The organism is Streptomyces scabichelini (assembly GCF_011045015.1).
Taxonomy (GTDB): domain Bacteria; phylum Actinomycetota; class Actinomycetes; order Streptomycetales; family Streptomycetaceae; genus Streptomyces; species Streptomyces scabichelini.
In genome coordinates this window covers 1-11,522 of sequence record NZ_JAAKZY010000291.1, presented here as the reverse complement: position 1 = coordinate 11,522, position 11,522 = coordinate 1, and the positions used below count along the sequence as shown (strand labels likewise).

Here is an 11,522-nt window from a genome sequence, read left to right as displayed (position 1 = left end):
GTCAGAGGTGTATAAGAGACAGCCCTGCTCCACGATCGCCCCGTTCTCCATGACCAGGATCGTGTCGGCATCCCGAATCGTCGACAGACGGTGCGCGATCACGAACGACGTCCGCCCATGCGCCAGTTTCGCCATCGCCTTCTGGATCAGCACCTCGGTCCGGGTGTCGACCGAACTCGTCGCCTCGTCCAGCACAAGGATCACCGGATCGGACAGGAACGCCCGCGCGATCGTGATCAGCTGCTTCTCACCCGCGCTCACCCCCGACCCCTCGCCGTCGATCACGGTGTCGTACCCGTCCGGCAGCGTACGAATGAACCGGTCCGCATGAGCGGCCCGCGCCGCCTCCTCGATCTCCCCGCGCGTCACCTCGCGAGAGGCCCCGTACGCGATGTTCTCCGCGATCGTCCCCCCGAACAGCCAGGTGTCCTGGAGCACCATGCCGATCCCGGCCCGGAGCTCGTCGCGGGACATCTTCGCGACATCGACCCCGTCGAGCGTGATACGCCCACCGGTGACCTCGTAGAACCGCATCAGCAGATTCACCAGCGTCGTCTTGCCCGCCCCCGTCGGACCGACGATCGCGACCGTCTGCCCCGGCTCGACCTTCAGGGACAGGTCCTCGATGAGCGGCTTCTCGGGGTCGTACCGGAACGACACGTTCTCCAGCGCGACCCGCCCCCGCAGCTCCTCCGGCCGAACCCCCGGCACGGGATCCGCCTCCTGCTCCTCCGCGTCGAGCAGCTCGAAGATCCGTTCCGCCGAAGCGACCCCGGACTGCACGAGGTTCGCCATCGACGCGACCTGGGTGAGCGGCATCGAGAACTGCCGCGAGTACTGGATGAAGGCCTGCACATCACCGATCGACAGGGCGCCGGAGGCCACTCGCAGCCCGCCGACCACCGCCACCAGCACATAGTTGAGGTTCGAGACGAACATCATCAGCGGCTGCATGACCCCGCTGTTGAACTGCGCCTTGAACCCGGCCTCGTACAACTTGTCGTTCTGCTCGGCGAACTGAGCCGCCGACTCGTCCTGCCGCCCGAAGACCTTGACGAGCGTGTGCCCGGTGTACATCTCCTCGATGTGCGCGTTCAGCTTGCCGGTGGACCGCCACTGCTGCACGAAGTGCGGCTGCGAGCGCTTGCCGACACGGGTGGCGACGTAGAAGGACAGGGGCACCGTGACCAGTGCGACCAGCGCAAGCAGCGGCGACACCCAGAACATCATCGCGAGCACACCCACGATGGTGAGGAGCGAGTTGACGAGCTGGCCCAGCGACTGCTGCAGCGTCTGACCGATGTTGTCGATGTCGTTCGTCGCCCGGCTGAGCACCTCACCGCGCTGCCGCTGGTCGAAGTACGACAGCGGCAGCCGCGACAGCTTCGTCTGCACGTCCTCCCGCATCCGGTACACGGTCATGTTGACGGCCCGGTTGACCAGCCGCGTCGCCACGGCCATCAGCAGCCCGGCCGCCGCGAACGCCAGCAGTGCGAGCCCCAGCACCTCACCGACCGCGTTGAAGTCGATGCCCTTGCCCGGCGTGAAGTCCGTACCGGAGAGCATGTCGGCCATGCCGCCGTCGCCGCGCTCCCGCATGGATTCCAGCACTTCGGCCTTGGTGGCGCCTTCGGGCAGCTCACGCCCTACGACCCCCGCGAAGACCAGGTCGGTCGCCCGCCCGAGGATCCACGGGCCCAGCACCGACAGGCCCACACTCAGGACGACGGCGAGCAGCATCCCGTACATCGTGGCCCGTTCCGGCCTGAACTGCGCCAGCAGCCGTTTCCCGGACCCCTTGAAGTCCATCGAGTGCTGGTCGGGGCCGCCGCCGGCCATCATCCGCCCCATGGGCCCGGCCATCAGGCTGCCTCCGCTTCCGTCAGCTGGGAGAGCACGATCTCCCGGTAGGTCTCGTTGTCCGCCATCAGCTCGTGGTGGCGGCCCGTCCCGACGACCCGCCCCTCGTCGAGGACGACGATCCGGTCGGCATCGCGGATGGTCGACACGCGTTGCGCGACGATCACCACGGTCGCCTCGGCGGTCTCCCGCGCCAGCGCCGTACGCAGGGCCGCGTCCGTCGCGTAGTCGAGAGCCGAGAAGGAGTCGTCGAAGAGGTAGATCTCCGGGCGCTGAACGAGCGTGCGGGCGATCGCGAGCCGCTGCCGCTGGCCGCCCGACACGTTCGTACCGCCCTGTGCGACGGGCGAGTCGAGCCCGTTCTCAAGACGCTCCACGAAGTCCTTGGCCTGCGCCACCTCCAGCGCGTGCCACAGCTCCTCGTCGGTCGCGTCCGGATTCCCGTACCGCAGGTTGGTGGCCACCGTGCCCGCGAACAGATACGGCTTCTGCGGTACGAGGCCCACGGTGCGCGCGAGCAGCCGCGGTTCGAGGGTCCGTACGTCCACGCCGTCGACGAGGACCTCACCGTCCGTGGCGTCAAAAAGGCGCGGGACAAGGCCGAGGAGCGTCGACTTGCCGCTGCCGGTCGACCCGATCACGGCGGTCGTCTCGCCGGGCGGCGCCACCAGGTCGATGGACCTGAGCACCGGCTCCTCGGCACCCGGGTAACGGAAGCCGGCCCCGCGGATCTCCAGATGACCGTGCCGCCGCAGCTCGACCACCGGAGCCTTCGGAGGCACGACACTGCTCTCCGTCTCCAGGACCTCCTGGATGCGCTCGGCACAGACCTCGGCGCGCGGCACCATCATGAACATGAAGGTGGCCATCATCACGGACATGACGATCTGCATCAGATAGGCGAGGAACGCCGTCAGCGCGCCGATCTCCATCCCGCCGCTGTCGATACGGTGTGCGCCGAACCACACCACCGCGATCGACGAGACGTTCACCACCGTCATGACGATCGGGAACATCAGCGCCAGCATCCGCCCGGTGCCCAGCGACACCTCGGTGAGATCGGTGTTGGCCTTCCGGAAGCGCTCCTCCTCGTACGTGTCGCGGACGAAGGCACGGATGACGCGATTGCCGGTGATCTGCTCGCGCAGCACCCGGTTCACGGCGTCGAGCCGCTCCTGCATGGTGCGGAACAGCGGCCGCAGACGGCGCACGATCAGGGTCACGCTGATGCCGAGGACCGGCACCACGGCGACGAGCACCCCGGACAGCTGTACGTCCAGGCCGAGCGCCATGACGATGCCGCCCACGCACATGATCGGCGCCGACACCATCAGCGTGAACGTCATCAGGGCCAGCATCTGCACCTGCTGCACATCGTTCGTGGTGCGGGTGATCAGCGACGGCGCCCCGAAGTGACCGACCTCACGCGCGGAGAACGACTGCACCCGGTCGAAGACGCCGGCCCGGATGTCCCTGCCGACCGCCGAGGCGGTACGCGCGCCGTAGTAGACGGCGCCGATGTTGCAGACGACCTGCACCAGCGAGACACCGATCATCAACGCGCCGAAGGAAATGATGTAGCCCGTGTCGCCCTGCACGACACCGTTGTCGATGATGTCCGCGTTCAGGGTGGGCAGATAGAGGCTGGCGCAGGTCTGCAGGAACTGCAGCAGCACCAGTAAGACGATGGCCTTCTTGTACGGCCTGAGATGGGCACGCAGGAGTCGTATGAGCACGCTGGTCTCTCGGAGTCGGCGACAGGGAGTGGGAGCGGTGACGCACCACGCACCATCGTCGAACATTCCACCGGCGTTACCCCAACCAATTAACCCAACAGCGTTTCAAGAACCCCTCAAGCGGTGTCGGAACGGTTGATTCCGGCATGGTTCGCGCAAGGGCCGTGCAGGGGTCGTGCAGGGGTCAGAGCCTGACGGCACCCGGATGGGTCTGATCCCGTACCGACGTGTACTGCTGCCGTACCGCCTGCCCCACCGCCAGCTCCTCGCCGGGCTCCAGGACCTGCGCGGTCGCGCCCTGCCAGGCGGGCGGCTGCCGCGGATCGAACGAGCCCTGCGCGACGCCGAGCGGATCGAGCGTGCCCCGCGAAGCGCCGAGCGCCCAGGCCGCCTGCCGGGCCGCACCGATCGCCGCGTAGTCGGCGGGCTGCGGCACCACGATCTGCACGCCGAGCAGCGAGGGAGCGCAGGCCTGCACGGCGGGCAGCTCGGCGGCCTGGCCCAGCAGGAAGATCCGCCGCACCTCCACGCCCCGGCGGCGCAGCACGTCCAGCGCGTCCGCGAGCCCGCACAGCATGCCCTCGAACGCGGCCCGCGCCAGATGCTCGGGCCGCATCGACTCCCGCCGCAGCCCCGCAAGGGTCCCCGCCACATGCGGCAGAGCGGGCGTCCGCTCGCCTTCCAGATACGGCAGCAGTACGAGCCCATGGGCGCCCGGAGTCGACTTCATCGCCAGGTCGGACAGGGTCTCCAGGTCGGGAAGGCCGAGGAGTTCGGCGCTCCCGCGCAGCGCCCGTACGGCGTTGAGCGTGGTCACGACCGGCAGATGCATGCCCGTCGCGTCGGCGAGCGAGGTGATCATCCCGGACGGGTCGACCAGCGCCTCATGGTGTACGGCCATGACCGACCCGGAGGCACCCAGCGACACCACCGCGTCACCGAGCCCGATCCCGAGCCCGAACGCCGCGGCCATCGTCTCGCCCGTCCCCGCCGAGATCAGCAGCCCCTCAGGCGTCGTCCCCGCGGCCTCCGCCGGACCGAGCACATCGGGCAGCAGCGCCTGATGCCCCAGCGCCAGCTCGACCAGATCGGGCCGGTAGGCACCGTTCACCGCGGACCAGTACCCCGTACTGGAGGCCTCGCCCCGGTCGGTGGTCCGGCGCGCGGGCCGGCCGAGCAGCTGCCACACCAGCCAGTCGTGCGCCTGCATGAGCATGGCCGTCCGCAGCGCGGCGTCCGGCTCGTTCTTCACCAGCCAGCGCAGCTTCGTCACCGGCTGCGCCGCCCCCGGCACGCAGCCCACGGCCTGCGCCCAGGCCTCCCGGCCGCCGAGCGCGTCGACCAGTTCGGCGGCGCAGACCTGCGCCCGCTTGTCCCCGCCGACCAGCGCCGGACGCACCGTGTTGCCCTGCGTGTCCAGCGGGACCAGCGCGCTCTGCTGCGCCGAAACGCCGATGGCCTGCACGCCTTCGAGCAGCCCGCCACCCGCCGCCTCGCCCAGGGACAGCAGCCAGGCCTGCGGGTCGACGTCCGAGGGCCGGCCACCCTCGGCGCCGTCGAGCGGATGCGGGGCGTAACCCTGCCTGAGCACGGCTCCGCTGTCCGCGTCGCAGACGACGATGCGAGTGAAATCGGGCGAACTGTCCAGCCCGGCGACTATCCCCATGGCGGAAATTCTGCCGTACTGCCGGAGGTGACCGTGCCGCTCTGCCGGAGGCGCCCGTACCGCTTGGGCGCTGACCTGGTGTGTGTTGCCGATACCGAGCCGTCGACGTGGTGCAGAGCACTCCGTTCGGCCATGTATTGCCGGATTCGGCTAGGTATTGCCGGATCCGGCTACGTATTGCTGGTGCCCCAGTCGTCGTGGGCCGCCGTGCCGTTCGTGTTGCGCTCGCGCAGATGCCGTACGCGCTCGGCCACCGAGTCCGGGACGCGGTCGCCCACCCGCTCGCTCACCACGTGGTACGCCTTGCCCGCGAACTGACGCCCCTGCTGGGCGGCCGACTCCGCGGTGTTGCGCACGGCGGGGTTCTGGGAGATCTCCCGCGCGGACTTCTTCAGCTGCTCGTAACGCTCGCGCCCGGCTCGCGTGCCCAGCACGTAACCCAGGGCCAGTCCGGCAACGAACGTCAGTCGATAGCGCATGACGGCCACCCTTCCCTTGAGTCGGCATCGGTCGCGGGGGAGAACCGATTGGCGGAGCACCCCCCTGCTTGCGCTAATGTATGTGTCGCAGCGAGCGCCCGCCCTCTGGCGAATACCCAGTGAGGTACGTTCGATGCAGCGAGACAATCCTCCGTAGCTCAATTGGCAGAGCAGCCGGCTGTTAACCGGCAGGTTACTGGTTCGAGTCCAGTCGGGGGAGCTCGATCTTCCGTAGCTCAATTGGCAGAGCAGCCGGCTGTTAACCGGCAGGTTACTGGTTCGAGTCCAGTCGGGAGAGCAGCGGAAGAGGACCCCGTAGGGGTCCTTTTTCATGTCCGGCGGAACCGCGCAGCCCACGGCGTTGTCCTCATGGTCATGCGTAGCCGACCATCCGAAGCAGGAGATCGTATGAGCGGCTATGCTGCGGCAGACGGCGCGCACAAATGTGCGCGACGCGCCGTAGACGGGGCGGTAGCTCAGCCGGTTAGAGCAGCGGACTCATAATCCGTCGGCCGTGGGTTCGAGTCCCACCCGCCCCACTGTGCAGGCCTGTGACCTGCGGAAACATCTCAGCGGGCGTGCGGATTCAGGACTTTGGGTGGACGGACTGAATCCGCTGCCCGTGAGTTCAATGGTGTTGCCATCGGCGTTGGTCAGAACTTCTCTGACCTGCGCAGACGTGTTAGCCCACCGCCGAGGCAAGCCGCCGCAAGTGGCCTGTGCGAGCGGTTGGACGCTGAATTCGGGACGCTGGCAGGACGCAGGTGATCGGAAGTGGCTGCCTGGGAACCTACGCCTACGCTTCTGGATCACTGGGCTGCCGCCGCCCGGCTGAGAGAGCGGTTCGTGAGTGAGTGGTTCTGGTGTCGCATCCTCACCGAGATCGACACCGGCAGCTTCGCCAGGAAGCGGCAACCAACCAAGGCCCGCGACCAGCCTGGGATGGATCATGCTCCGCCGACGTCTGGTCCGTGACTATGAGCCCCTCTCCGCCAGCTCAGAAGCCATGATCCACATCGCCTCGATCGACAACCTCGCCAAGCGCATGACGGCCGAGAACAGCCGCCCGCCCCATAACCGTTCGCGGTCTTGGGGACGCTGTCCCCAGCGCCGGGGTCAGCGGGCGAGAACGCGGTTCAGCCAGGCCAGGAGGTCGCTGACGATCTCCTGTTTGTTGGTCTCGTGGAACAGTTCGTGGCGGGCTTCGGGATAACTGAGACAGGTGACGTCGATGAGGCCGGCCTCGCCGTAGCGTTCGACAAGCAGGTTGCTGAGTGAGAGCTCGGCGTTCAGCGGGTCGTGATCCCCAACCAGGATGCAGATGGGTAGATCCGCCGGGATGCCCCTGGGCCGGGCAAGTGACGCCGAGGCGATGGTGATGTCGGCCATGCCCTGGGCGTCGAGGCTGAAGCCGCACAGGGGGTCGGCGAGGTAGGCGTCCACGGCCGGTTCGTCCCGGCTGAGCCAGTCGAACGGTGTGCGGCTGGGCTGGAACGCCTGGTTGAGCGTGAGCAACGGGTTTCCTCCCGCCGCGGCGTCCTGGGCCTGTGCCGCGAGCATGACGTCGACCGCGGTGGTTCCGGCGAGGGCGAGTGCGTCGATCAGGTGGGCGTGGTCCAGGACGTACTGCTGCGAGGCGAAGGAACCGAGGCTGTGCCCGAGCAGGACCAGGGGCAGGCCGGGGTGCTGCTCGCGGATGGTCTCCGACAGGGTGACCATGTCACTGACGAGTCGGTTCCAGCCGTCGTCCCCGAGATGACCGGGCTCGGCGTGCCTGCTCAGCCCGTGCCCGCGGTGATCGTTGGCGTAGACGGCGTAGCCCTGAGCGGTCAGCTCCGCCGCGAGGGGGGCGTAACGGCCGGCGTGCTCTCCCATGCCGTGGGCTATCTGGACGACGGCTCGCGGTGGGGTGTCCGGCTTCCATACGTGCACGTGGATCTGGACGCCGTCTTCGCTGTCGAAGGTGAACATCGGACTCCTTGTCTTGGGTACGCGGGCAGCCCTGAGCGCCCGGCCGGGTCGGAGGGGTGGGCTGCCCGAGCGGTTCAGGCTCACGGTGGCTGTGGTGTACGGCGGTTGTGGCCGCCCGGCCGGGTCAGGCGTGCTGCTCGCCGAGGTAGCCGGCGAGGATCCGGGACTGGTCGGCCCGGAGTTCCTGCGCCGTGGCGTGCGCGGTGATCTCGCCGTGGGAGAGGACGTAGCCGCGGTCGGCTGTGTCGAGGGCGAGGCCGACGTGCTGTTCGACGAGCAGCACCCCGCAGCCGGTGTCGTCGGCATAGCGCCTGACTATGGGCAGCAGCTCCTCGACGATGATGGGTGCCAGGCCGAGGCTGAGCTCGTCGAGCAGGAGCAGCTTGGGGCCGCGGGCCAGGGCTCGTCCCATGGCGAGCATCTGCTGCTCGCCGCCGGAGAGCAGGCCTGCCTTGCGGTCCTGGAGGCGGGACAGGGCGGGGAAGTAACGTTGGGCGGCCGCCTGGTCGAGGCGCTCGCCCCGGTGACCGAGGCGCAGGTGCTCCGCCACCGTGAGGCCGGAGAAGATGCCTCGTCCTTCCGGGACGTGGGCGATGCCGAGGCGGGCGCGAGTCGCTGCCGGGATCCTGCCGAGGTCCGTTCCCTTGAAAGTGATCGTGCCGGCAAGGGGGCGCAGCAGCGCGGAGACGGCCTTGAGCGTGGTGGTCTTCCCCGCTCCGTTGGCCCCGAGGAGGGCGACGACCTCTCCCGCGCCCACTTCGAGGTCGATCCCGCGGATGACAGCGGCTCCGTCGTATCCGGCGGTGAGGCTGGCCACCTCCAGGACTGGGGTACTCATGGTGTCTCCGGTGTGCTGGTGAGGGCCTTGGCGGAGCCATCGCTCGACGTGTTGGACGCGGTGGCGGGCTGGACGGTGGATGCCCCGAGGTAGGCGGTGACGACGGCGGGGTCGGTCCGGACCTGAGCCGGTGTCCCGGAGGCGATCACCTTGCCGAACTCCAGGACGACGATGTGGTCGCAGATGCCCATCACGAGGCTCATGTCGTGGTCGATGAGGAGCAGCGCCGTGCCGGCGTCAGTGACCGTGCGCAGTCTGCGTCCGAGTTCGGCGCTCTCCGTTGTGTCCAGGCCGGCCGCGGGTTCGTCGAGACAGATGATGCGGGGCCGGGCCGCCAAGGCCCGCGCCACACCGACGAGTTTGCGTCTGCCCTGGGACAGTTCGTGTGCCGAGGCGTCGGCCAGGTCCTCGAGTCCCAGGGCCGCAAGGGCTTTGGGGACAGCGGGGTTCGGGGACGGGCGGCGGCCGAAGGTCTCGCCGAGCGCGGTCCACCACGTCGAAGGGTCCGCCGTGACCTGGAGGTTCTCAGCGACCGTGAGGTCTTCGAAGAGTTCGCTGCTCTGGAAGGTGCGTGCAAGTCCTCGGCGGGCCCGTACATGGGGCGGCCGTCCGGTCAGGTCCTTGCCGTCCAGTTCCACCCTTCCCCGGGCGGCGACGAGGCCGGTGACCGCGTCCACGAAGGTGGTCTTGCCGGCACCGTTGGGGCCGATGAGCCCCACGAGTTGGCCCTCGCCGACCTCCAAGGAGACATCGCTGAGTGCATGGACGCCGCCGTAGCTGACGCCCAACTGCTGGACAGAGAGCACGTTCACGGTGTGACCTCCTTGGCGTCGGCAGCGGTACGGCCGAGGTGGATCTCTGGGGAGCCGACGGCGGATGCGCTTTCAGTCGGTGGCCCCGTCGCGGCCGCAGCGCGTTCCGCCCTCTTCACACTCTTCGCCCTCTTCGCCCTCTTCGCCGTCTTCCGGCGGTGGGCGGCGCCCGCGATGCCGTCGGGGTTGGCGATCAACGTCACGATCAGGGAGACGCCACCGAAGAGCAGGGCCCAGGTCCCCTTGATCCCGAACCACTTGTCCAGCGCGTGGGGCAGCAGCGCCTCGGTGGACATCAGCCCCGCGATCACGGCTCCGGACACCATGGTGATGCCGCCGATGTAGGCGAAACCGATCAGGCCGAGGGCGGCCAGCGCGGTGAACCGGGCGGCGCTGACCGAGCCGAAGTTGTAGCCGTAGAGGGTGCCGGCGGCGCTGGCGATGAAGGAACTGATCGCGAACGCGGCGATCTTCACGGCCCGCACGTCGACACCGGCTGCTGCGGCGGCGCGCTCGTTGGAGCGGACGGCGAGCATCCGCCGGCCGAGTCCGGTGCGCCTGAGATGGGCGACGTACAGTCCGAGGGCGACAGTGACGGCCAGGACGAGGAAGCCGAACATGGGGCTGGGTTCGTTGCCGTCCAGGCCGCGGAAGTCCGCTTTCGGTCCGAGGTCGTTCCCGAACAGGCGCGGCGGGGGTACGGACACTCCGGCCGTTCCGCCGAACGAGGTGTTGTTGAACAGTGCCTGTTCCATGGCCAGGGCCGCGGCCAGGGTGACGACGGCCAGGCTCACACCCCGCACCCGCAGGGCGGAGACGCCCGCGGCCACTCCGAGCAGTGTGGCCAGCACCATCGCGCCGAGGGCGGAGAACGGGAACGGGATCCCCCACCCGACCGAGAGGTGGGAGAGGACGAAGCCTGCGGTTCCGGAGAGCGCGAGCTGCATCACGGAGATCTGTCCGACGTAGCCGGTGATGACGACGTACGACAGGACGATGACCATGCCGATCATCGAGTTCGTGAGCGCCTGGCGGAAGTCGAACGGGAGCACGATCAGTGCGACGACGGCGACCGCGGCGGATATCAGGGCGGGACGCAGCAGCCGCTCGGGCAGGGGCACCGCGGGCAGCCGCTTTTCGACAAGTTCACCGCGGCGCGGCAGACCGGCGCCGCGCACGTACAGGGCGACGACCATCAGGGCGAAGACGAGGAGCTGCTGGAGGCCGGGCATGGCGTTGCCGTTGTCGGTCGGGAACCAGCTCTGCGTGGACAGGTAGTACACGATCGACTGGAGCACTCCGATGAGGATGCCCGTGGTGCAGGCGATCCACAGCGAGGTGAACCCGGCGAAGAGGGCGGCGGCCAGGGCCGGGACCACCTGCAGGGGGAGCGTCATGGAGTCGACCTGGACGATGGGCGCGGCCAGGACACCGAGCAGCCCGGCGACCAGGGCGGCCAGGAGTGTGTTGGCCATCGAGACGCTGTTGGGTGACAGGCCTGCCAGAAGAGCGGCCTGTTCGTTCTCCGAGGCCGCGCGGGTGGCCAGGCCGAAGCGGCTCCACCGGTACAGGGCCCCGAGGACCAGGGCGATCACGACGACCAGCCCGGCCAGGACGAAGCGGTCGGAGGGTGTGGTGACACCCAGGATGGTGACGGTGTCGGCCGGAAGGATGCTCGGTGCCTGCTGCGGCTGAACCCCGAAGACCAGTAGCACGGTGGCCTGCAGGGTGAGCAGGATGCCGAGGGAGGCCGCGAGTTTGGCCAGGGGTGAGACAGTTCGCAGCGGCTTGAAGACCGCCACCTCCGTGAGCACTCCGACGGCGAGCGCGACCGCGAGGGCCCCGGCGAGGGCGGGCCCGACGGGCAGCGTGAACCCGAAGAAACCGGTGGTCAGGGCCCAGAAGGCATAGGCCGAGGCCATGGCGACGGCGCCGGTGGACAGGTTGATGATGCCCGAGCCCCGGTAGGTGACCACGACGCCGAGCGCGATGCCGGCGATCAGTGCCCCCTGGCCGAGGCCGAGCACGGCGAAGAGCAGGATCTGTTCCAATGCATGACTCCTGTCATGAGTCCGCGAGTCTGCGAGTCCGCGCTGCTGAGGCTGCGTCCTGCGAGGGCGTGTGGCCTCAGCGGCGGCGGGGGCGGGCGGGGCTCACTGG

Annotated in this window: 8 protein-coding genes, 3 tRNA genes and 1 pseudogene; 4 read left to right on the top strand and 8 right to left on the bottom strand. The window is 68.8% G+C overall.

Annotation, left to right across the window (positions count from 1 at the left end):
- The 4 genes from G5C60_RS46205 to G5C60_RS46190 all read right to left on the bottom strand — a co-directional run.
- A partial coding sequence (locus G5C60_RS46205; RefSeq protein WP_165269520.1) for an ABC transporter ATP-binding protein occupies positions 1–1,863 on the bottom strand: 1,863 nt, incomplete at its 3' end.
- The gene (locus G5C60_RS46200; RefSeq protein WP_165269518.1) at positions 1,863–3,596 is read right to left on the bottom strand and encodes an ABC transporter transmembrane domain-containing protein; all 1,734 of its coding nucleotides are present in this window, start codon (positions 3,594–3,596) and stop codon (positions 1,863–1,865) included. The genes G5C60_RS46205 and G5C60_RS46200, both read right to left, overlap by 1 nt.
- Before the next feature lie 184 nt (positions 3,597–3,780).
- Complete coding sequence (locus tag G5C60_RS46195) at positions 3,781–5,262, bottom strand: FGGY family carbohydrate kinase (RefSeq protein WP_165269516.1); 1,482 nt, start codon at positions 5,260–5,262, stop codon at positions 3,781–3,783.
- Between the two features lie 170 nt (positions 5,263–5,432).
- Entirely contained in the window at positions 5,433–5,741 is a 309-nt protein-coding gene (locus G5C60_RS46190; RefSeq protein ID WP_165269514.1) for a YtxH domain-containing protein, read from the bottom strand.
- Between the two features lie 147 nt (positions 5,742–5,888).
- Between G5C60_RS46190 and G5C60_RS46185 the strand changes: the two genes are divergently transcribed.
- The 4 genes and pseudogenes from G5C60_RS46185 to G5C60_RS46170 form a co-directional block, all read left to right on the top strand.
- Positions 5,889–5,961: transfer RNA gene (locus G5C60_RS46185), tRNA-Asn, on the top strand.
- 5 nt (positions 5,962–5,966) lie between these two features.
- Positions 5,967–6,039, top strand: a tRNA-Asn gene (locus G5C60_RS46180).
- Positions 6,040–6,206: 167 nt separating this feature from the next.
- Positions 6,207–6,280 (top strand) — tRNA-Ile (locus G5C60_RS46175).
- A 395-nt stretch (positions 6,281–6,675) separates the two neighbouring features.
- A pseudogene (locus G5C60_RS46170) lies at positions 6,676–6,804 on the top strand (IS5/IS1182 family transposase); the annotation flags it as partial.
- 53 nt (positions 6,805–6,857) lie between these two features.
- Here G5C60_RS46170 and G5C60_RS46165 read toward each other — a convergent pair.
- The 4 genes from G5C60_RS46165 to G5C60_RS46150 all read right to left on the bottom strand — a co-directional run bounded on the left by G5C60_RS46165 (position 6,858) and on the right by G5C60_RS46150 (position 11,413).
- Positions 6,858–7,712 carry an alpha/beta hydrolase gene (locus tag G5C60_RS46165; protein ID WP_165269512.1) on the bottom strand — a complete coding sequence of 285 codons (855 nt, stop codon included), beginning with the start codon at positions 7,710–7,712 and terminating at the stop codon, positions 6,858–6,860.
- A 124-nt stretch (positions 7,713–7,836) separates the two neighbouring features.
- Entirely contained in the window at positions 7,837–8,550 is a 714-nt protein-coding gene (locus G5C60_RS46160; protein ID WP_165269510.1) for an ABC transporter ATP-binding protein, read from the bottom strand.
- A complete protein-coding gene (locus G5C60_RS46155; protein ID WP_165269508.1) occupies positions 8,547–9,362 on the bottom strand; it encodes an ATP-binding cassette domain-containing protein in 816 nt (271 codons plus the stop codon). Before G5C60_RS46155 ends, G5C60_RS46160 begins: the two co-directional genes overlap by 4 nt.
- Positions 9,359–11,413 (bottom strand): branched-chain amino acid ABC transporter permease, encoded by a 2,055-nt coding sequence (locus tag G5C60_RS46150; RefSeq protein ID WP_165269506.1) that lies wholly within the window; start codon positions 11,411–11,413, stop codon positions 9,359–9,361. Before G5C60_RS46150 ends, G5C60_RS46155 begins: the two co-directional genes overlap by 4 nt.
- Positions 11,414–11,522 lie beyond the last annotated feature (109 nt).

Excerpts from the sequence above, each read along its gene's own strand:
- G5C60_RS46195 (WP_165269516.1), bottom strand. The coding sequence starts at position 5,262 with ATGGGGATAGTCGCCGGGCTGGACAGTTCGCCCGATTTCACTCGCATC.
- G5C60_RS46190 (WP_165269514.1), bottom strand. The coding sequence starts at position 5,741 with ATGCGCTATCGACTGACGTTCGTTGCCGGACTGGCCCTGGGTTACGTG.
- G5C60_RS46165 (WP_165269512.1), bottom strand. The coding sequence starts at position 7,712 with ATGTTCACCTTCGACAGCGAAGACGGCGTCCAGATCCACGTGCACGTA.
- G5C60_RS46160 (WP_165269510.1), bottom strand. The coding sequence starts at position 8,550 with ATGAGTACCCCAGTCCTGGAGGTGGCCAGCCTCACCGCCGGATACGAC.